The sequence below is a fragment of the Streptomyces sp. NPDC107581 genome, from assembly GCF_055657175.1.
The window spans coordinates 120,799-140,960 of record NZ_JBVKBH010000013.1 but is presented as its reverse complement, the minus strand read 5'-3'; the positions used below and the strand labels follow the sequence as shown (position 1 = coordinate 140,960).

The window sequence follows — 20,162 nt, the reverse complement described above, 5'->3', positions numbered from 1 at the left end:
GGCGGCCGGCATGCGGGCCGCCGGCAGGCCCGCGGTGTCCGTGACGCAGTCCACCTGGAATCGAATGCGTGGACGAATCCCGGCCGTCCCGTCCGGAACTGCCGCTCTTCACGTGGAGCATCCGGTGTGCACGGCGTGTCCTCGGCCACGCCCTGACGTGCCCGGCCGATGTCCTTCAACCAGGTCGGTGCTCCTCAGCCGGTCGACGCCTTCGGCGTTCCCTCCCACGCGCGTGGGGTCCGGCGCCCCGGGACAAGCGCTCGGCTGCCCGCGCTCGACGGAGAACCTGCGCCGTTCCTGCTCGTCGCCGGTGCCGGAAACCGCTTGGCCGGACCCGGTGGGCTCCCTACGCTGTGCCCATGCCTGCCGCGAAGACCTCGTACGTCTGCCTGTCCTGCCGGGTCTCGTACCAGCAGCCGTACGGCCCGTGGCGGGAGCAGCGGACCTGCCCGCGCCGGGCCGACCTGCCGTGACGAGCCTGGACGCCCTCGCCCGAGCCGTTCCCCCGCCGGCCGACCCGGTCGACGCCCGTGGGGACTGGGCCGAGGCGGAGGCGCGGCTCGGGGTACGGCTGCCCGCGGACTACAAGCTGCTGGCCGAGACCTACGGCTGGGGCGAGTTCTGCGACTACCTCTATCTGCGCACGCCGTTCGGGACGCGTCCGCACAACCGCCTGGAGCGCTACGACGGCCTGCTGGTCTGGGGCTCCACGATGGACGCCGACCGGCTGTGCTGGCGTACCGAGGGGGACCCCGAGACGTGGCCGGTGGTGGTCGTGGGCCGGGGCGCCGGGCGGGAGGAGTTCGCGCCGGGTGCGGCCGCGTTCGTCGAGGGCTGGGCGTCGGGGCGGCTGCGCTCCGCGGTTCTGGCCGAGATGGAGCAGGATCTGGCGCCCTGGTTCACTGCGTCCCGGCCCCGGTTGCACCGCTGCCTGCGGCTGTCGGAGGGCTCACGGCCGTACGCCGAGCGGCTGCGGATCCTGCGGGACGTGCTGGCCCCGACCGTGGACCGGGGGTCGTGGCAGTCCGAGGACGGTGAGCGGGGCCAGGACCACTTCGCCACGGCCGGCCCGGACTGGCACCTCACCTACGAGCGTTCCCGCCCGCACCAGATCCGCGTCTCCTTCCCGCCCGAGGACCGCACCCAGGTCCGCGACCGTCTCTTCGCGGCCGTACGGCTCATGGGCTGCACGCTTCTGGAGATCACCACGGCCGGGGGCCGGCCGCTGGCGGACTGGGACGCGGGCGACACCTAGGACTCGCCTGGCTGAGCGGACTGGGACTCAGGCGACGCCCGGCGCTCGCCCGGCCGGCGGACCGGGACGCGGGCGACGCCTACCGCTCGCCTGGCCGGCGGACCGGGACGCGGGCGACGCCTACCGCTCGCCTGGCCGGCGGACCGGGACGCGGGCGACGCCTACCGCTCGCCTGGCTTAGCGGGCTGGGACGCGGGTGACACCTGGCGCTCGTCCGTCCGGCCGGCCGACGGTGGGTTTCGGCCGTTCCGTGAGCGGTCGGCTGACGGCAGCGGGCCCCGCCCTGTACTCAGGACGAGGCCCGGAAGCCGTTCGCGGAAGCACCCTCACGCGGAGCCGACGAAGATCACCATCAGCAGCCACACCACCGGAGCGGTCGGCAGGAGGGAATCCAGGCGGTCCATGATGCCGCCGTGACCGGGAAGCAGGGTGCCCATGTCCTTGATGCCCAGGTCGCGCTTGATCATGGACTCGCCGAGGTCGCCCAGAGTGGCGCTGGCCGCGACCGCGAGGCCGAGCAGCAGGCCCTGCCACCAGCTGCCGCCGTCGATCAGGAACTGCATGCACAGCGCGCCCGCGACCATGGCGAACAGCACCGCGCCGAGCAGGCCCTCACGGGTCTTGCCGGGGCTGATGCGCGGGGCGAGCTTGTGCTTGCCGAAGCGCCAGCCGACGGCGTACGCGCCGGTGTCGCTGACGACCGTCAGGAGCAGGAAGGTGAGGACGCGCCAGGGGCCGTCGTCGGCGGTGAGCATGAGCGCGACGAACGTGGCCAGGAAGGGCACGTAGAACGCCGCGAAGACGCCCGCCGTGACGTCCTTGAGATAGCCCTCGGGCGGCTCGGTCATGCGCCAGACCAGGACCGCGAGCGCGGTCAGGGCCATGGCGACCCAGGCGCCCTCGACCCCCCGCACATACCCGGCGACCACCATCGCCGCGCCGCCGACCGCGAGCGGCACCAGCGGCGCCTTGATGCCCTTGCGCTCCTGGAGCCTGCTGGTCAGCTCCCACAGGCCCACGACCACGGCGACCGCGACCACGCCGACGAACACGGCCTTGACGATGAACAGGGACGCAATGATCACCACACCGAGCCCGACACCGACCCCTATGGCCGCGCTCAGGTCACGGCCCGCGCTCTTCTTCTGCGGCGCTGGCGCCGGCTGCGGGGCGTCGGGCATGGGCTCCGGATTCTGCGAGAGATTCTGCGCGGGGCTCTTGGGGTGGCGGTGAGTGTTGCTCTGGGGGTGGGGCTGGGGGTGGGGGTGGGGGTGGGTCTGGAGGTGACTCTGGGTGTGGCCCGGCGTCGGATGCGGCACCGGACGTGACGTCCCGTCCCGGAACAAGGGGCCGCTCAGCCGAGCGGCCCCCCGGTCGTCGTCCTGGTGGTCTCCGCCGTACGCGGTCCCGTCGGGCACGAGGGGCATGGGGCGAGTCTGTTGCGCCTGAGGCGCATCGTACGCGGGACCCGCCGGGGCAGCCCCCTGGACAGGCCCACGCTCAGTGGGCCCCCAGTACCCGGATTGCGGCGGCGCCCCCCAGGAAGAGTCGCTCATCAGACTTCGAGCAGCTCCGCTTCCTTGTGCTTCAGGAGCTCGTCCACCTGGGCCACGTACTTCGCGGTGGTGTCGTCCAGCTCCTTCTCCGCACGGCGGCCCTCGTCCTCGCCGACCTCGCCGTCCTTGATCAGCTTGTCGATCGCGTCCTTGGCCTTGCGGCGCACGGAGCGGATGGAGACCCGGGAGTCCTCGGCCTTGCCCTTGGCGACCTTGATGTAGTCGCGGCGGCGCTCCTCGGTGAGCTCCGGGAACACCACACGGATGATGTTGCCGTCGTTGCTGGGGTTGACGCCCAGGTCGGAGTCGCGGATCGCCTGCTCGATGTTGCGCAGCGCGGTCTTGTCGAACGGGGTCACGACCGCCATGCGCGGCTCCGGCACGGAGAACGAGGCCAGCTGGTTGATCGGCGTCAGCGCACCGTAGTAGTCGGCCACGATCTTGTTGAACATCGCCGGGTGCGCACGGCCGGTGCGGATCGCGGCGAAGTCCTCCTTGGCGACCACGACGGCCTTCTCCATCTTCTCCTCGGCCTCGAGGAGGGTCTCTTCGATCACCACTTGCTCCTGCGTGTCTTGAGTGAGGCCCGGCTGCGGTTCCTCTTCGGGGCGGCGGCCGGCTGCGTCGCGTCTTCTTCCTGCACGGTTCCCGACCGGCAGGACATTGTCCATCCCCCGGCCAGGGTGCGTCCCGTCCGTCCCCCGGACAGGTGTCGTAACCCAGGTGGTGACGGGGGTTCGCCGGTCAGGCTTGGCTGCCCTGGTCACCCACCAGCGTGCCGATCTTCTCACCCTTGACGGCCCGCGCGATATTGCCCTCGGCGAGCAGCTCGAACACGAGGATCGGGAGCTTGTTGTCACGGCACAGCGTGACGGCGGTGGCGTCGGCGACCTTGAGGTCGCGGGTGATGACCTCGCCGTAGCCGAGGGCGTCGAACTTGACGGCGTCGGGGTTGGTCTTGGGGTCGGAGTCATAGACCCCGTCCACACCGTTCTTGCCCATGAGCAGCGCCTCGGCGTCGATCTCCAGGGCGCGCTGGGCGGCGGTGGTGTCGGTGGAGAAGTACGGCATGCCCATACCGGCGCCGAAGATGACCACGCGGCCCTTCTCCAGGTGGCGCACGGCGCGCAGCGGGATGTACGGCTCGGCGACCTGGCCCATGGTGATGGCGGTCTGCACCCGGCTGTCGATGCCCTCCTTCTCCAGGAAGTCCTGGAGGGCGAGGCAGTTCATCACGGTGCCGAGCATGCCCATGTAGTCGGAGCGGGCGCGGTCCATGCCGCGCTGCTGCAGTTCGGCGCCGCGGAAGAAGTTGCCGCCGCCGATGACGACCGCGACCTGCGCCCCGTCGCGCACGACGGCCGCGATCTCGCGGGCGATCTTGTGCACCACGTCCGGGTCCACGCCCAGGCCGCCGCCACCGGAGAAGGCCTCTCCGGACAGCTTCAGCAGAAACCGGCCGCGTACTTTGCCGTCGTCGCTCTTCTGGGCCTTGGTGGTCATGGAGATCCCGCCTCTTTCACGTGTTGCACATACGAAGAAGGCCATTGCCGATGGGGTCGCTTTTCGCTCCCATGCGCGGCAATGGCCTCCTCGTCAGATCTGCTGCCGTCCGCCACAAGCCCGGGTGTGGCGGTGTGCGCGGACGACTGCTGTCGACCCTACCGAGAATTCTCCGGGGGTCGCGCGTCGATCGCGGTACGGACTCAGATGCCGACCTTGATGCGCGAGAAGCGCTTCAGGGTGACACCGGCCTCGTCCAGCACCTTCTGGACCGACTTCTTGTTGTCCAGCGCGTACGGCTGGCCGAGCAGCGTGGCGTCCTTGAAGAAGCCGTTGAGACGACCCTCGACGATCTTGGCGATCGCGGCCTCGGGCTTGCCCTCGGCGCGGGTGGTCTCCTCGGCGACACGGCGCTCGGTCTCGACGACCTCGGCCGGCACGTCGTCCTTGGAGAGGTACTTCGGCGCGAAGGCGGCGATGTGCTGCGCGATGCCCTTGGCGACCTCGGCGTTCGGCTTGTCCAGCTCGACGAGGACACCGATCTGCGGCGGCAGGTCGGGCATCGTGCGGTGCATGTAGGCGGTGACAAAGCCGTCGGTGAACTGCGCGAAGCGGTCCAGGACGATCTTCTCGCCGAGGTTGGCGTTGGCCTCGTCCACGAACGCCTGGACGGTCTTGCCGGCCTCGATCTCGGAGGCGAGCAGGGCCTCCAGGTCGGCCGGGTTCGTCTTGGCGACGTGCTCGGCGATGGCCTTGGCCACGGCCTGGAACCTGTCGCCCTTGGCGACGAAGTCCGTCTCGCACTTCAGCTCGACGATGACGCCGGAGGAGTTGTCGTCGGCGATGATGGAGACCACGGCGCCGTTCTCGGCGGAGCGGCCCTCGCGCTTGGCGACGCCCTTCTGGCCCTTGATGCGCAGCGCCTCGACGGCCTTCTCGACGTTGCCCTCGGCCTCGTCCAGCGCCTTCTTGCAGTCCATCATGCCGGCGCCGGTGAGCTCACGGAGCTTCTTGACGTCGGCGGCGGTGTAGTTCGCCATGAGTCTGTGAGTCTTTCTCGAAGTCTTGGGAGATCTCGGAGATCTGCACGGTCCGTGATCCACATGTAGCCGTGGATCCCGGACGCTGTGCCTACCTACGGGTGAACAGCGGGGGCGGACTTCATGTCGCCGCCCCCGCCGTCAACCCTGACGTCAGGCCTGCTCGCCCTCGGCGGCCTTCTCGGCCTCGGCGGGGGCGGCCTCGGCGGCCGGAGCGGCCTCGGTGGCCTCGGTGGCCGGAGCAGCCTCGGCGGCCGGAGCAGCCTCGGCGGCTTCGGTGGCCGGAGCAGCCTCGGCGGCCGGTGCAGCCTCGGCGGCCGGAGCCTCGTCCTTCTTCTCGCCCTCGAGCAGGTCGCGCTCCCACTCGGCGAGCGGCTCGCCCGCGGCCTTCTCGCCCTTGTCACCGGTGGCGACGCGAGAGCGGGAGATGAGGCCCTCGGCGACGGCGTCGGCGATCACACGGGTGAGCAGGGTGACGGAGCGGATCGCGTCGTCGTTGCCCGGGATCTTGTAGTCGACCTCGTCGGGGTCGCAGTTGGTGTCGAGGATCGCGACGACCGGGATGTTGAGCTTCCGGGCCTCGCCGACCGCGATGTGCTCCTTCTTGGTGTCCACGATCCAGACGGCGCTGGGCACCTTCTGCATCTCGCGGATACCACCGAGGGTCTTCTCCAGCTTGGCCTTCTCGCGCGAGAGCACGAGAAGCTCCTTCTTGGTCAGACCCGACGCGGCGACGTCCTCGAAGTCGATCTGCTCGAGCTCCTTGAGGCGCTGCAGACGCTTGTAGACGGTCGAGAAGTTGGTGAGCATGCCGCCCAGCCAGCGCTGGTTGACGAAGGGCATGCCGACGCGGGTGGCCTGCTCGGCGATGGCCTCCTGCGCCTGCTTCTTCGTGCCGACGAACATGACCGTGCCGCCGTGGGCGACGGTCTCCTTGACGAACTCGTAGGCGCGGTCGATGTACGACAGCGACTGGAGCAGGTCGATGATGTAGATGCCGTTGCGCTCGGTGAAGATGAAGCGCTTCATCTTCGGGTTCCAGCGACGGGTCTGGTGACCGAAGTGGACGCCGCTCTCCAGCAGCTCCCGCATCGTGACGACGGCCATGGCCGTATCTCCTTGAAATTCTCGGTTGTGCCGCGTCCGCCGGACGGCGGCCGCGCCTGACGCCCGCAATGCGCCGTGCCGCAAAGGACCGAGGAGCGCTTGGTACGAACCGTTCCGGGTGCCGTACCGGGGCGTGCGAAGTCGACCCGGTGACCCGGATCGCCAGAAGAAGTGTACGGGACCGGCGGGGCACCGGGTGACGCCGCTCTCCACAACCCGCGAGTAGTCCACAGACCCCGGCCGTGACCGACAGGGCTGCGGGAGGGTTCCCGCATGCGACGAACGAGGCGATGCACGGCCTGGGCGGCGGCTTGGCTGCTGGCCGGCGCGGTGACGGTACTGGCCCCCTTGGCCTGGGCGGACACCTCCGCTCCGGTGCCCGCGCCACCCCCCGAGGAGCGAGTTCCGGCCATCGCCCGCACCTGGCCGGTGGGCGTCCGACCGGTGGTGGTACGGGGCTGGGAGCCTCCGGCGACGGTGTACGGCCCCGGGCACCGCGGCGTGGACCTGGGCGCACCCCCGGGTGCGCCGGTGCGCGCGGTCGCCGCCGGCCGGGTGACCTTCGCGGGCCGGGTGGCGGGCCGGGGCGTGGTGTCGGTGGAGCTGACGGGGACGGATCTGCGGACGACCTACGAGCCGGTGCGGCCGTCGGTGGAGAAGGGGGATGCGGTGCAGGCGGGCGAGGTGCTGGGCGTGGTCGAGGCCGGGGGTTCGCACTGCCCCGGCACGTGTGTGCACTGGGGTCTGCTCAGAGGCGGGACCTACCTGGACCCGCTGTCGCTGCTGCCGCCGTGGCTGCTGCAGCGGGGGCCGTCGCGCTTGCTGCCGGTCCTGGGAGTACCGCTACCGGCCTAACTGTGCCCACCCCGGCCGGCACGGGCACAGCCGCGTGCGACTCCGGCGGGTCCCGGCGAAGGCGCATGTGACTCCGGCGGGTCCCTGTGCAGCGGCGTCCGTCTGCGGCGGGTCCCTGTGCAGCGGCGTCCACCTCCGGCCAGTCCGGCGAAACCTCGCCCACCTCGGGCCGACCTCTGCGAAGCTGCGTGCGCCTCCGGCCAGTCCTGCGAAACCGCGCCCACGTCGGGCCGACCCCTGCGAAGCTGCGTGCGCCTCCGGCCGACCCCTGCGAAACCGCGCCCGCTCCGGCCGACCCCCGCCAAGCCGCGTCCGCCTCCGGCCGGTCCTGCGTGGGTGCAATCGGTCCCGGCCGGTGCCGGCGAAGGTCAGCCCTTTACTCCTCGCAGGGCCATGGCCACGGCTGCGTCCGTGATCGCGGCAGGATCCTCCGCCGCCCCCAGCTCGATCCTCCGCACCGCCGCGTCCACCACCCCCTGCAACAGCATCGCCGCCAGCCGGGGCTCCGCGTGCCCCATCTCCGCCAGCGCATCGACGACCATCGCGACCAGTCCCCCGTGCGCGGCCCGGATCTTCTCCCGCGCCCCCGCGTCCAGCTCACTCGCCGAGATCGCCACCACGGCCCGGTGCCGCCGGTCACCGACCAGCGCCAGCTGCTGCCGCACATACGCCTCGACCTTGCCCTCGGCCGAGGGGGCCCGCTCCATCGCCGTCGCGACCTCCGCCGCCCACAGGGGGAAGTCGACCTCGCACAGCTCTTCGACCACTGCGGCCCGCGAGCGGAAGTACTCGTACACGGACGACCGCGCCAGCCCCGTACGCTCGGCCAGCGCGGGGAAGGTCAGTGCCTCCGTCCCGCCCTCGGACAGCAGGGACCGCGCCGCGTCCAGCAGGGCGGCTCGCTGCATCGACCGGTGCTCGGCCACGGAGGCCGCTCGAATCCTTGGCACGTCAACCACTTTACGGACGCGCCCCCTGGAACGGGAGCGACTCAGCGCCCGAAGCTCGCCAGCTTGGCCCGCAGCTGCAGCACCGACTTGGTGTGGATCTGGCTGACCCGGCTCTCGGTGACCCCGAGCACATTGCCGATCTCCGCGAGGGTGAGCCCCTCGTAGTAGTAGAGCGTGACGACGGTCTTCTCCCGCTCGGGCAGTGTGTTGATCGCCCGCGCCAGGAACCGCCGCAACTCCCGGTCCTCGGCCACCTCCACCGGATTGTCGGCCGCGGTGTCCTCCAGCGTGTCCATGAGGCTGAGCCGGTCCCCGCCCTCGCCGCCGACGTGCAGCAGCTCCTCCAGGGCGACCACGTTGGCCAGCGACAACTGGCTGAACACGGCGTGCAGTTCGTCGACCTCCATGCCCAGCTCGACGGCGACCTCTCCTTCCGACGGCGTCCGCCGCAGCCGCGCCTCCAGCGTGGCGTAGGCCCGCTCCACGTTCCGCGCCTTCTGCCGGACGGACCGGGGGATCCAGTCCAGCGCCCGCAGTTCGTCGATCATCGCGCCCCGAATCCGGGTGATCGCATAGGTCTCGAACTTGATCTCCCGGTCGATGTCGAACTTCTCGATCGCGTCGATCAGCCCGAAGACGCCCGAGGAGACGAAGTCGGCCTGCTCCACATTGGGCGGCAGACCGACGCTGACCCGGCCCGCCACATATTTGACGAGCGGCGAGTAGTGCAGGATCAGCTGCTCCCGCAGCCGGTCGTCCCCCGTCGCCTTGTACGACCGCCACAGTTCGTCGAGTGTCGAGGGAGCCGGCGGCCGCACGCTGCCACCATCGCGGGCGGCTGGGGGGATCGCCGCCCGGTCGGACCCGGAGGTGTGCTGGGGCATTCGTCGCCTTGTGCCGTTCTGCCGTGAAGTGCTGTGAAGTGCTGTGAAGTGCTGCGTGGTGAGGCAAGTGAGCGGTGGTGAGGTCTCGTGGGGGGAAGTACGCCACCTGGGTGAGCTGTCGGTCTGATGTCGAGTTGGCGCGGTCTGCGCCCGGACTTTCGTGAGCGTAGCGTGACTGGGGAGTCGCGGTGCGCGAACAGCGAGGCTCCACCCGTGCGCGGGCCGGTTTCCTGGTCCGCACCATCACACCCCGGACCTCGCCCTGTGTGACCGGCCGAAGACGCCAACTCCGGGAAACCTCAAGGTCGTAGGGGCTTCCCCCGGACGGCCGAACACCCTCGGTCAACATGGACCACGACCTCCGCGGACGGAGATCATCGCCTGGCGTGTCAACTTCCAGCCGTCGCCGTGTCGTTCCACGTAGCCAAGTGCTCGGAGTTCGTACAGTCTCGCGATCGCCTCGTCCGGCGTGGTGCGGGCGCCGCGCGCGATCTCCCCGGCGGCGGCCGTGCGGTTGCCGGGCAGGGCGGCGAGGACAGCCCGGGCGGCGGGTTCCAGCAGGTCACGCGGGAGAACGGGGCCTCTTCGGGGTGGGGCCAGCTCACCCATGTCGCCCACGAGTTCGACGACCTCCGCGGCGTCGGTGACGAGGGCGGCCTCTCCGCGCAGCAGTTCGTGCACGCCTGCGGAGAGTGAGCTGGTGACGGGGCCGGGGACACCCATGGTGAACCTGCCGAGGCGCTGGGCGGCCCGCGCGGTGACCAGCGAACCGCTGCGGCAGGCGGCCTCCACCACGACGGTGCCCCGGGTGAGCGCGGCGATCACGCGGTTGCGCAGGATGAAGCGGCTCGGTGTGGGGTGATCGCCCGGCGGCAACTCGCCGACCACCAGCCCCTGCTCCGCGATCCTGTTGATCAGCGCGGTGTGGCCGCGGGGATAGGGACGGTCGATGCCGCAGGCCAGGACCGCGACGGTGGCTCCGCCGGCGGCGAGGGCACCGCGGTGCGCGGCACCGTCGATCCCGTACGCACCCCCCGACACGACGACCCACCCCCGCTCGGCGAGCCCTGAGGCGAGGGAGGCCGCCGCATGCGCGCCGTACTCGGTGCAGGCGCGGGCTCCCACGACGGCCACGGACCTGAGCGCCCACATCCGCAGTCCCGGCGCTCCACGCACCCACAGCCCCGTCGGCCGGGCGTCCCCCAGATCATCGAGCTGTCGCGGCCACTCTGCGTCCCCCGGACACACGAACCGCATCCCCGCGGCTCGCGCGGCCTCGAGGTCCCGCTCCGGCTCGGCCCGCGCGGCCCGGGCCAGCAGTCCGGCCCACCGCGTCCCGCCGACCCCGGGCAGCGGCTCCCCGCCCTTCCGTAACCGCCGCACCACCTCCCCCACCCCGAACTCCCGCAACCACCTGCCCGCGACTTCGTCCCCCGGCTCCATGACCCGGGCGAGAAACACCCGCCCGGCCAGTTCCTCGCACCTGGCGTCTCCGCCGGTCACGGCGGGGTCGAAGGGACCACTGCAGTCCGTCATGCCCCACCTGCCCCCGCGAGCGCGTCACCCCGGGTTCCGGCGAGCGGTCCTCCGGCGTCTTCCGGGAGGACCACGCGCCGGTTGCCGCCGCGCCGCTCACCGCCGTACGGCTCGGGCCACGTCCCGAGGCCGGGGTCCGCAGGGAGTCGGACGCCGGTCCGGCCACCGCCGTACGGCGTGCGACGCCCTCTGCGGGGCCCAACCGGGCCGGGCCGGCGGAGCCTTGCCGGCCCGGTCGCCGAGGGCGCCCTCCCCCTCATCGGCCGATTCCTTCGAGGACTGCGCCGCGTCGCACGCCGGTGCGAAGTTCCAGGGCCCAGTTCACGTCGTTCGCCGAGGGGCGGTCCCGGCCGGCCAGGTCGGCGAGCGTCCAGGCGACGCGGAGCACACGGTCGAGGCCGCGGGCCGTGAGCAGGCCCCGGTCCAGGTCGTCCTCGGCCTTGGCGAGGGCCCCGGGCCGCACGTGCCAGCGGGTGCGCAGTTCATGGCCGGGCACCTCGCTGTTCGTCCGCCAGGGCAGCCCCTCGTAGCGGCACGCGGCGCGCTCCCGGGCGAGCCGGACCCGGTCGGCCACGACGGCCGATGTCTCGGCACCGGTGTGCAACCGGAGCAGCTCGGCCTTGGCGACCGGCTCCACGGTCACCCGCAGGTCCACGCGGTCCATCAGGGGACCGGACAGCCGGGCGCGGTACCGCTTGATCGAGGACGGCCGGCATTCGCAGATGTCCTCGCCCCTGCCGTGCCGGCCGCACGGGCACGGATTCGCGGCCAGCACCATGAGGAACCGGGCCGGCATCCTCAGCATGCCGGCGGCGCGGGCGATCACCACGTGCCCCGATTCCAGCGGCTGGCGCAGGGCGTCCAGGACACTGCTGTGGAACTCCGCGGCCTCGTCCAGGAACAGGACACCGTGGTGGGACAGGGATACCGCTCCGGGCCGTGGCAGTCCGTTCCCGCCGCCGACGAGGGAGGCCATCGTGGCCGAGTGGTGCGGAGCGCAGTAGGGGGGTTTGTCGACCAGCGGATGCCCGGGCGGCAGCATTCCGGCCACCGAGTGCACCGCCGTGACCTCCAGGGACTCCTGCCGGCTCAGTGCCGGCAGGAGCCCCGGCAGCCGTTCGGCCAGCATCGTCTTGCCGGCGCCGGGCGGCCCTTTGAAGAAGATGTGGTGCCTGCCGGCCGCGGCCACCTCCAGTGCCGCCCGGGCCATGTGCTGCCCCGCCACATCGGCGAGGTCCGGGGCGTGCACCCCGCGGGGCGCGCCGGTGCCGAGCCCCGTCCCCGGCAGGGCCAGACCCGCGAGGAAGGGGTCGGGGCGGATGTCTCCCGGCACGGGTTCCTCGTCGGGCACCGGTTCCTCGGCGAGGACGGCGATCAGCTGCCGCAGGCTGCGCACCCCCAGGACCGAGACGCCCGGCACCAGCGACGCCTCGGGCACCGCGCACTCCGGTACGACCACCTGTTCGTATCCCGCGTCGGCCGCGGCGAGGACCGCGGGCAGGATCCCGCGGACCGGACGGACCCGGCCGTCCAGGCCGAGTTCGCCGATCATCACGATGTCGGCCAGCACGCGCGGGTCGATCCGCTCGGCGGCGCCGAGGACCGCGGCGGCGACAGCCAGGTCGAAGCCGCTGCCACTCTTGGGGACGGACGCGGGGCTGAGGCCCACCGTGAGCTTCCTGGACGGCCAGGCACCGCCCGAGTTCACCACGGCCGCCCGGACCCGGTCGCGGCTCTCCGTCAGGCTCTTGTCCGGGAGGCCCACCAGGGTGAAGGCGGCCACTCCGGGTTCCAGGTCGGCCTGGACCTCGACGACCACTCCCTCGACGCCGGCCAGGGCCACCGAGCACGTACGCGCGAACCCCATCTCAGGCCACCCCCCGCGCGTGCTCGACGGCCGGGGCGCCGCGCCGGGGCAGGAGGACGCCGATCAGGTCGATGCGGACGCCACCCGGCGGGGCTCCTCCGTGGCTCTGGATCCAGCGTTCGGCAAGGGTCAGCAGGCGTTGTGCCTTCTCGGGCGTCACGGCGGCCATCGGCTGTTCGTAGCCGCCGCCCCTGCGGGTCTTCACCTCGCAGACCACCAGGACGTCGCCCTCCCGGGCCACGATGTCGATCTCGCCCGTCCTGCCGCAGCGCCAGTTCCGCTCCAGGACGGTCATCCCGGCCTCGCTCAGCCGCCGCGCGGCGAGCCCTTCCCCGTACCTGCCGAGTGCGCTTCGTGCGTTCATGTCGGCACCACCTCCGGTGCCAACGGTCACGCATCCGACCCGATCGAGTTGATCTTGGTGTGCTACTCACCGGTTGTGGACAACTCGGTCACCCACACGAGCGACCTCACCCGCCGGGAAGCTCCAGGTCGCTCTTGTTCAGCTCTTCGATGTTCACGTCCTTGAACGTGAGGACGCGTACCTGCTTCACGAAGCGGGCCGGCCGGTACATGTCCCAGACCCAGGCATCCGCCATGGACACCTCGAAGAACACCTCGCCCTGGACCGAGTGCACCTGCATCTCGTAGTCGTTGGTGAGGTAGAAGCGCCGCTCCGTCTCGATCACGTATTTGAACAGACCGACGACGTCTCGGTACTCCCGGTAGAGCTTGAGCTCCATCTCGGTCTCGTACTTCTCGAGGTCCTCGGCGCTCATGGCATGTTCCCCTTCAGCCGTGCGATCCCACCATTGTGCGCCAGTCCGACGAGCCCTCAGACGATTTCCGTGTCCAGGGTCACGGGCCTGGCGGGGGGACCTTCGTCGAGCAGCGTGCGCAGCAGCTCGGCGAGTCTGGTCGGATACACCGTCTCATGCGCCCGGGTCAGTTCCTGACACGTCCACCAGCGTGCTCCGGCGACACTGCGCCGCTCCAGCTCCGTCAGCCCCAGCGCCCCGGTGGCCGTCTGGGCCGTGCGGGCCAGGTAGTACCACTCGTCCTGGTCCCAGCGGCGGCCCGCGAACGGGAAGGAACACCTGCGCCGCCACAGCACAGGACCGAGTTCGACGTCGGTGATGCCGGTCTCCTCGGCGAGTTCCCTGAGCGCGGCCTCCTCCCGTGTCTCCGTGCCCTCCAGGCCGCCGCCGGGGGTGAACCACCAGTCGTCGGCCGGATCGTCCGGCTCATGGCCGTGCAGGAGGAGGATGCGGTCCTCGGGGTCGAGCAGGACCACCCGGGCCACCTTGCGCAGGCCGCCCTCGTAGGTGTCCTCGCCCGTCCGCCTGGTCTCAGCGGACACCGGCGGGCTCCGGACGGGTACGGGTGCGGGAGCGGCCCAGCCGCTTCTCGATCGGGCCGTACGCGCCGCCGCCGAGGATCAGGACGACGCCGGCGACGATCAGCAGCTCGATGGTCCCGAGCGGACCCGGCCGGGAGAGGGCGCCCAGGGTCTCGAACCCGGTGGGGCGCTTGAGCATGCCGTTCATGGGCCAGACGACGGCGTCGACGCGGGCGGAGACGGCGCCCCGGGACACCGTGCCCTTGGCGGCGTCGGTGAGGTGGGCGGTGGAGTCCAGGGAGCCCTGGCGCTCGTCGCCGAGGAGGAAGAGCCGGCCCTCGGGGACGGTCACGGTCGGGATGTTCTGGTTCTCGGCCAGGCTGCCCGCCGGCAGGTACGGCTCGTCGATCTGCTTGCCGTTGACGGTGAGCTTGCCGTTCGTGCAGCAGGAGACGGTGTCGCCGCCGACCGCGACGACCCGCTTGACCACGTTGGCATTGGTGACCCAGCTCTTGTCGCGGAAGACGACCACGTCACCGCGCCGCACCTGGTCGCCGTCGACGCGCTGGGCCAGCACCCGGTCGCCGACGTGGATCGTCGGGGACATCGAGCTGGTGGGCACGGTGTACGGCCGGTACGCCACCGCTCCCCACCCGAATCCGCCGAGGAACAGCACCAGACCCAGTGCCACGGCCAGCCCGGACAGTCGCTGCCCGATCCGGCTGCCGCCGGCCGGTGCCGTGCCTGTGCCCGCGCCGTGCGGGGCCGTACGCGTCGTGCTCTCGCCACCCATGGACCCGCACCCTACCCGGCGGTACCGGGCAGGGGCAGCCCCTCTTTCCCGGCCCGGTCAGCTCCTTACCGCTTCTTGGACTCCGGGCGCTCCGCCCGCCTGCGCCGGCGGGCCGCCAGCGGCAGCACCGGCAGGACGGCCGCGACGGCCACGCCCTCGGGGGCCACCGTCAGGGAGGCCGCGGCGGAGGACTTCTGGTCGAGGCCCTGGTCGAAGGTGTCCGGTACCGGCAGCGTGCCCCAGCGGTTGATCGGCCAGGCCTTCACGATGGCGCGGCCGACGACCTTGTCGACCGGGACCATGCCGTGGTTCTTGTCGGACTGGTTGTAGCGGGAGTCACGGGAGTTCTGGCGGTGGTCACCCATCACCCAGATGTAGCCCTTGGGGATCTTCACCTTGAACTGGCCGCCCTGGTCGTCCTGGGTGCACGGCGTGTTGCCCGGGTAGACGTACGGCTCGTTCAGTGCCTTGCCGTTGACCACGAGGGGGCCGGTGCCCTTGCACTGGACCGTGTCGCCGCCGACGCCGATCACCCGCTTGATCAGGTCCTTCTCCTCCGCGGACGGCATCAGGCCGATCCAGCTGAGCACCTTCTGCACGGGGTTCGGGGTGGGCGTCGGCTCGCCCGCGAGCCAGTCGGCCGGGTCGTGGAAGACCACGACCTCGCCGCGCTCCGGCTTCGAACCGAACCACGGAGTCAGTTTGTCGACCAGGACGCGGTCACCCTGCTGGAGGGTGTTCTGCATCGAGTCGGACGGAATCGAGAACGCCTGCACCAGGAACGTCTTGATCAGAAGCGCCAGGACCAGCGCGATGACCACCAGGATCGGCAGCTCTTTCCAGAAGGAGCGCGGCTTCTTCGGCTGGCGGGCGCCCTCGCCCGTGCCCTCTCCCTCGGCCCGAGGCTCCTGCTCGTCCCCGGACCCGTCGTCGGCCGCCGAGAAGTCGGAGTTCCCGGAGGTCACGGCGCCGTCCTGAGCGGGACCGTTCGCCTCCACGGGGTGCCCGCGGTGCTCCTCGCCGTCGTGTCCCGACCGTGCGCCAACCGCCACATCCCCCACGCCAACTCCTTACTCTCTGCCGCCGCCTGCCCCGGATACGGTGCAGGCCCACCACTCCCATAACGAGCGGGAGTTCCGCAGGGGTCGGGAGTCGGGTCATTCCGTTCGGATCGTCGGGGGCAACCCTATGCGACGGCCGAGGGGCCGCGGTCGACCCCGACACGGTGTTCGCAACGCTTGCGAAGGTTTTAGGTTCGTCGAGACTGGTCCAGTGGCCGACGGGCCAGCCGATGACCATGGCCCGGCCGACCACCGAGTTCTCGGAGACCGTTCCGCCGTACGGGGTGTTCTGGTGGGCGCGGGAGTCCGCGGAGTTGTCCCGGTGGTCGCCCATGACCCACAGGCGTCCCTTGGGCACGGTGATGTCGAAGGGCGTGGAGGACGGGGAGTTGCCCGGGTACAGGTAGTCGCCTTCGGTCAGCGGGACGCCGTTCACGGTGACCCGGCCCTGCGCGTCACAGCACTTGACGTGGTCCCCGCCGACCCCGATGACCCGTTTGATCAGGTCCTTCTCGTTGTCGGAGGGCAGCAGGCCGATGAAGGTGAGGCCTTCCTTGAGCTGCTTGACGCCGACCGGGTCGTGCTTCTTGGCGGTCTGCTCGTCGGCCAGCCAGCCGCCCGGGTCATGGAACACGACCACGTCCCCGCGCTGCGGCTTGGAGCCGAACCACGGGGTGAACTTGTCGACCAGGACGCGGTCGCCGATGCGGATCGTCTGCTCCATGGAGCCCGAGGGGATCACGAACGCCTGGACGAGGAAGGTCTTCAGGACCAGCGCTATGAGGACGGCGACACCGACCAGCAGAGGGATCTCCCGGACGGCCGATCGCCTGCGCTTGCGCTTCACCTTGCGCTGGAGCTTGCGCCGCTCCGCGCGCGTGCGGCCGCCGGCCGGCGCCGTGATGCGGCGGGAGCCGGTGGGCAGCAGGTTCTCTGCGGGCGTGCTGGGCACTCCGCGCGGCTTGCCGCGGTTACCCATGCGCGCCCTCCGGGGCCGGGACGCGCGCGTAGGCGGGGGGCCGCGTCAGGTGCGTCCAGTGGGCGTACGGCCAGGCGATCCAGTCGGCCCGGCCGATGACGTCGCCGACGGGGATCATGCCGCCGCCGGGCGAGCCGAGGTGGTCGCGGGAGTCGCTGGAGTCGCTGCGGTGGTCTCCGAGGACGAAGAGGCGGCCCGCGGGCACGACGACGTCGAAGGGGACGCTGGAGGGGCTGTCCCCGGGATACAGGAACGCCGTCTCGTCGACCGGCCGGCCGTTCACCTGGAGCCTTCCCTCCTTGTCGCAGCAGACAACGTGGTCTCCCCCCACCCCTGCAACGCGCTTGATGTAGTCGGCGTCCCCGAAATACCCGGTCCCGTCGAAGACAATCACGTCGCCGCGGCGCGGCTGCGCACCGAAACGGTACGCCAACTTATTTACGAGAACGCGGTCGCCGATCCTCAATCCCTGTTCCATCGATCCGCTCGGAATCTGGAACGGTTGCACCACGAAAGCGTTGAGGAGCAGCAAAAACGCCAGGCAGACGAAGAGGGTGAGGGTGATCCTGCCGCCGGGCACCCACTCGGCGACCCGCGACACCAACGCGAAACGCGACCGGCCCTCCGTGCCCCGAGTGGTACCGGGGCGGGAGGAGCGGTCGCGTTGCGTCGGCTGTGCTTCGGTGTCCATCGGGGCCAGATGCTATCCGGCCCCGCTGTGACTCCGGGAAAGCGCTCAGTTGTCGCGCTTCTCCTTGATCTTCGCGGCCTTGCCGCGCAGGTCACGGAGGTAGTACAGCTTGGCGCGACGCACGTCACCGCGGGTGACCAGCTCGATCTTCTCGACGATCGGGGTGTGCACCGGGAAGGTGCGCTCGACGCCGACGGAGAACGAGACCTTGCGGACCGTGAAGGTCTCGCGGACACCGGAGCCCTGACGGCGGATGACGACGCCCTTGAACTGCTGCACACGGGAGCGGTTGCCCTCGATGACGCGGACGTGGACGTTGACGGTGTCACCCGGGCGGAAGGCCGGGATGTCGCTGCGCAGCGACGTGGCGTCGACGGAGTCGAGCAGGTGAGACATTTCGTCTGCTTTCTTCGCTGATGCCACAGGTCATCAACGGGAACTAGGTGTTCAAGAGGTTGTGCCGTGCGCGTCGGGACGGGCGTCGTGTCCCCCTGTGGCAGGGGCGCACGCCGGACGAGCGCACAACAGCCGCCTATTCTTCCACGGCCTCGGTCCTGCGCCAAAATCGGCCGTACGGCTCGCCCGCCGGGTCCGGGGACCAGCCCAGGATGGACAGCATCTCCCGGTCCTTCTTGTCGAAGGCCTTGGGGTCGCAGCGCTCGATCAGGTCGGGCCGGTGGGCCGTCGTACGCCTCAGGGCCTCGTCGCGTCGCCAGCGGGCGATCCTGCCGTGGTGGCCGCTGAGCAGCACCTCCGGGATGTCCCGGCCGCGCCACAGGGGCGGCTTGGTGTAGACGGGGCCTTCCAGGAGGTTGGCCATCGCGCCGGGCGCGAAGGAGTCGTCCCGGTGGGACTCGGCGTTGCCGAGGACGCCGGGCAGCAGGCGCGCGACGGCCTCCGTGATCACCAGTACGGCCGCCTCGCCGCCGGCGAGGACGTAGTCGCCGATGGACACCTCGTAGACCGGCATCCGGGTGGCGTACTCGTCCATGACGCGCCGGTCGATGCCCTCGTAGCGGGCCGGTGTGAAGATCAGCCAGGGGCGTTCGGAGAGTTCGACGGCCAGTTCCTGGGTGAACGGGCGGCCGCTCGGGGTGGGGACGATCAGCGCGGGTGCCCGAGCGCCGGTCTCGTAGCCGTCGGCGAGGGCCGAGTCGAGGGCGTCGCCCCAGGGGTCGGTCTTCATGACCATGCCGGGGCCGCCGCCGTAGGGCGTGTCGTCGACCGTGTTGTGGCGGTCGTAGGTCCAGGCCCGCAGATCGTGCACGTGGACGTCGAGCTGTCCACGCGCGCGTGCCTTGCCGACGAGGGAGACGTTCAGGGGGTCGAGGTACTCGGGGAAGATCGTGACGACGTCGAGGCGCATCAGGACTCGTCCTCGTCCCGGGAGGACGCGATCTCGGCGCGGTCGTCGATCAGGCCCGGCGGAGGCGCGATGACCGCCCTCTGCTCCTCCAGGTCGATCTCGGTGACGATCTCCTGGACGAAGGGGATCAGCACCTCGCTGCCGTCCGGGCGCTCCACGATGAAGAGGTCCTGGGAGGGCAGGTGCGAGACCTCCGTGATCCGGCCGACCTCCGTGCCGTCCTCGGTGACCACGTCGAGGTCCATGAGCTGATGGTCGTAGTACTCGTCCTCGCCCTCGGGAAGTTCCTCGGGGTCGATCTCGGCGATCAGCAGGGTGTTGCGCAGGGCCTCGGCGCCGGTGCGGTCGCCGACGCCCTCGAAGCGCAGGAGCAGGCGGCCGCTGTGGACGCGGCCGGTGGCGATGGTGAGCGGCCCGGTGCCGGCCGGGTCGGTGGCCAGAACGGCGCCCGGGGCGAGCCTGAGCTCGGGCTCGTCGGTACGTACCTCGACGGTGACCTCGCCCTTGATGCCATGGGCGCGGCCGATCCGTCCGACTACCAGCTGCACGTGTACAGATCTCCTGTCGTACGACTGCGGGCCGGGGACGGCCCAGTGGCCCTCCCCGGCCCGAGCCGGTTGCGATGAAGCGTCAGCGGACGTGGTCCACGTCGACGAGGTCGACGCGGACACCGCGACCGCCGATGGCGCCCACGACGGTGCGCAGAGCGCGCGCGGTACGGCCGTTGCGGCCGATCACCTTGCCGAGGTCGTCGGGGTGGACCCGGACCTCCAGCACGCGCCCGCGGCGCAGGTCGCGCGAGGCGACCTGCACATCGTCAGGGTTGTCGACGATGCCCTTCACGAGGTGCTCAAGCGCCTCTTCGAGCATGCTGCTCAGGCCTCGGTCGACTCGGACTCAGCCGCAGCCTCGTCCTTCTTCTCAGCCTTCTTCTTCTGGGTGATCGCCTCACCCTTGCCCTCGTCGTCACCGCCGAGAGCCTCGAACGACGGACGCGTGGCCTTGGGCTCGGCGACGAGCAGCGGCGCCGGGGCGGGCTCGCCCTTGAACTTCTGCCAGTCGCCGGTCTTCTTCAGGATGGCGAGGACGGGCTCGGTCGGCTGCGCGCCGACACCCAGCCAGTACGCCACGCGCTCGGCGTCCACCTCCATGACCGACGGGTTGTAGGTCGGGTGGTACTTGCCGATCTCCTCGATGGCCCGGCCGTCACGGCGGGTACGGGAGTCGGCGACGACGATGCGGTAGTGAGGCGAACGGATCTTGCCCAGACGCTTCAGCTTGATCTTGACTGCCACGGGAGTGGGTTCTCCTGGATTTGACGTGGGTGGGCACGGCGAGAGAGCCGCGTGGGGTTGCGGTACCCGAGTGCCCGATGGACGC

22 protein-coding genes and 1 pseudogene are annotated in these 20,162 nt (G+C 70.9%); 2 read left to right on the top strand and 21 right to left on the bottom strand.

The genetic code is table 11. The features are described from left to right. The first annotated feature begins 469 nt into the window (after positions 1–469). Positions 470–1,255, top strand: a complete 786-nt coding sequence (locus tag ACZ7P3_RS29875; RefSeq protein ID WP_472086338.1) for an SMI1/KNR4 family protein — start codon at positions 470–472, stop codon at positions 1,253–1,255. Positions 1,256–1,581: 326 nt separating this feature from the next. Here the strand turns inward: ACZ7P3_RS29875 and ACZ7P3_RS29870 are convergent, their stop codons facing one another. From ACZ7P3_RS29870 to rpsB, 5 genes are all read right to left on the bottom strand, one after another. Next, positions 1,582–2,811, bottom strand: coding sequence for a phosphatidate cytidylyltransferase (locus tag ACZ7P3_RS29870; RefSeq protein WP_472086337.1), 1,230 nt, complete (start codon positions 2,809–2,811; stop codon positions 1,582–1,584). Then, positions 2,811–3,368, bottom strand: a complete 558-nt coding sequence (gene frr / locus ACZ7P3_RS29865; protein WP_472086335.1) for a ribosome recycling factor — start codon at positions 3,366–3,368, stop codon at positions 2,811–2,813. Before frr ends, ACZ7P3_RS29870 begins: the two co-directional genes overlap by 1 nt. Positions 3,369–3,555: 187 nt before the next feature. Next, entirely contained in the window at positions 3,556–4,314 is a 759-nt protein-coding gene (gene pyrH, locus ACZ7P3_RS29860; RefSeq protein ID WP_472086333.1) for a UMP kinase, read from the bottom strand. A gap of 203 nt (positions 4,315–4,517) precedes the next feature. Next, positions 4,518–5,354, bottom strand: coding sequence for a translation elongation factor Ts (gene tsf / locus ACZ7P3_RS29855; protein ID WP_472086331.1), 837 nt, complete (start codon positions 5,352–5,354; stop codon positions 4,518–4,520). 153 nt (positions 5,355–5,507) lie between these two features. After that, positions 5,508–6,461, bottom strand: a complete 954-nt coding sequence (rpsB, locus tag ACZ7P3_RS29850; protein ID WP_472086329.1) for a 30S ribosomal protein S2 — start codon at positions 6,459–6,461, stop codon at positions 5,508–5,510. 273 nt (positions 6,462–6,734) lie between these two features. Here rpsB and ACZ7P3_RS29845 point away from each other — a divergent pair, with 273 nt between their 5' ends. Beyond that, positions 6,735–7,316 (top strand): murein hydrolase activator EnvC family protein, encoded by a 582-nt coding sequence (locus ACZ7P3_RS29845; RefSeq protein WP_472086328.1) that lies wholly within the window; start codon positions 6,735–6,737, stop codon positions 7,314–7,316. Between the two features lie 368 nt (positions 7,317–7,684). Here the strand turns inward: ACZ7P3_RS29845 and ACZ7P3_RS29840 are convergent, their stop codons facing one another. The 16 genes and pseudogenes from ACZ7P3_RS29840 to rpsP all read right to left on the bottom strand — a co-directional run bounded on the left by ACZ7P3_RS29840 (position 7,685) and on the right by rpsP (position 20,077). After that, positions 7,685–8,242 carry a TetR/AcrR family transcriptional regulator gene (locus ACZ7P3_RS29840; RefSeq protein WP_472086499.1) on the bottom strand — a complete coding sequence of 186 codons (558 nt, stop codon included), beginning with the start codon at positions 8,240–8,242 and terminating at the stop codon, positions 7,685–7,687. A 65-nt stretch (positions 8,243–8,307) separates the two neighbouring features. Next, positions 8,308–9,150: an RNA polymerase sigma factor WhiG gene (gene whiG, locus ACZ7P3_RS29835; RefSeq protein ID WP_472086326.1), complete on the bottom strand. Its 843-nt coding sequence runs from the start codon at positions 9,148–9,150 to the stop codon at positions 8,308–8,310. 342 nt (positions 9,151–9,492) lie between these two features. Beyond that, entirely contained in the window at positions 9,493–10,686 is a 1,194-nt protein-coding gene (gene dprA / locus ACZ7P3_RS29830; protein WP_472086324.1) for a DNA-processing protein DprA, read from the bottom strand. A 256-nt stretch (positions 10,687–10,942) separates the two neighbouring features. Continuing rightward, the gene (locus ACZ7P3_RS29825) at positions 10,943–12,553 is read right to left on the bottom strand and encodes a YifB family Mg chelatase-like AAA ATPase (RefSeq protein ID WP_472086322.1); all 1,611 of its coding nucleotides are present in this window, start codon (positions 12,551–12,553) and stop codon (positions 10,943–10,945) included. A gap of 1 nt (position 12,554) precedes the next feature. Continuing rightward, positions 12,555–12,917 carry a YraN family protein gene (locus ACZ7P3_RS29820; protein WP_472086321.1) on the bottom strand — a complete coding sequence of 121 codons (363 nt, stop codon included), beginning with the start codon at positions 12,915–12,917 and terminating at the stop codon, positions 12,555–12,557. 106 nt (positions 12,918–13,023) lie between these two features. After that, the gene (locus tag ACZ7P3_RS29815) at positions 13,024–13,332 is read right to left on the bottom strand and encodes a DUF2469 domain-containing protein (protein ID WP_003965949.1); all 309 of its coding nucleotides are present in this window, start codon (positions 13,330–13,332) and stop codon (positions 13,024–13,026) included. A 56-nt stretch (positions 13,333–13,388) separates the two neighbouring features. Beyond that, complete coding sequence (locus tag ACZ7P3_RS29810; RefSeq protein WP_472086319.1) at positions 13,389–13,913, bottom strand: NUDIX hydrolase; 525 nt, start codon at positions 13,911–13,913, stop codon at positions 13,389–13,391. Further along, a complete protein-coding gene (lepB, locus tag ACZ7P3_RS29805; protein WP_472086317.1) occupies positions 13,903–14,685 on the bottom strand; it encodes a signal peptidase I in 783 nt (260 codons plus the stop codon). Before lepB (ACZ7P3_RS29805) ends, ACZ7P3_RS29810 begins: the two co-directional genes overlap by 11 nt. Positions 14,686–14,750: 65 nt before the next feature. Continuing rightward, positions 14,751–15,746 carry a signal peptidase I gene (gene lepB, locus ACZ7P3_RS29800; protein WP_472086315.1) on the bottom strand — a complete coding sequence of 332 codons (996 nt, stop codon included), beginning with the start codon at positions 15,744–15,746 and terminating at the stop codon, positions 14,751–14,753. Further along, positions 15,637–16,725, bottom strand: a pseudogene (gene lepB / locus ACZ7P3_RS29795) (signal peptidase I); the annotation flags it as partial. The gene lepB (ACZ7P3_RS29800) and the pseudogene lepB (ACZ7P3_RS29795), both read right to left, overlap by 110 nt. Further along, positions 16,718–17,416, bottom strand: a complete 699-nt coding sequence (gene lepB, locus ACZ7P3_RS29790) for a signal peptidase I (RefSeq protein WP_472086314.1) — start codon at positions 17,414–17,416, stop codon at positions 16,718–16,720. The pseudogene lepB (ACZ7P3_RS29795) and the gene lepB (ACZ7P3_RS29790), both read right to left, overlap by 8 nt. Positions 17,417–17,461: 45 nt before the next feature. Beyond that, a complete protein-coding gene (rplS, locus tag ACZ7P3_RS29785) occupies positions 17,462–17,812 on the bottom strand; it encodes a 50S ribosomal protein L19 (protein WP_472086313.1) in 351 nt (116 codons plus the stop codon). Between the two features lie 136 nt (positions 17,813–17,948). Next, positions 17,949–18,782: a tRNA (guanosine(37)-N1)-methyltransferase TrmD gene (trmD, locus tag ACZ7P3_RS29780; RefSeq protein WP_472086311.1), complete on the bottom strand. Its 834-nt coding sequence runs from the start codon at positions 18,780–18,782 to the stop codon at positions 17,949–17,951. Beyond that, complete coding sequence (gene rimM / locus ACZ7P3_RS29775) at positions 18,782–19,330, bottom strand: ribosome maturation factor RimM (protein ID WP_472086309.1); 549 nt, start codon at positions 19,328–19,330, stop codon at positions 18,782–18,784. Before rimM ends, trmD begins: the two co-directional genes overlap by 1 nt. A gap of 82 nt (positions 19,331–19,412) precedes the next feature. Then, complete coding sequence (locus ACZ7P3_RS29770) at positions 19,413–19,652, bottom strand: RNA-binding protein (RefSeq protein WP_005479813.1); 240 nt, start codon at positions 19,650–19,652, stop codon at positions 19,413–19,415. Between the two features lie 5 nt (positions 19,653–19,657). Further along, complete coding sequence (gene rpsP / locus ACZ7P3_RS29765; protein WP_361234953.1) at positions 19,658–20,077, bottom strand: 30S ribosomal protein S16; 420 nt, start codon at positions 20,075–20,077, stop codon at positions 19,658–19,660. Between the last annotated feature and the right edge of the window lie 85 nt (positions 20,078–20,162).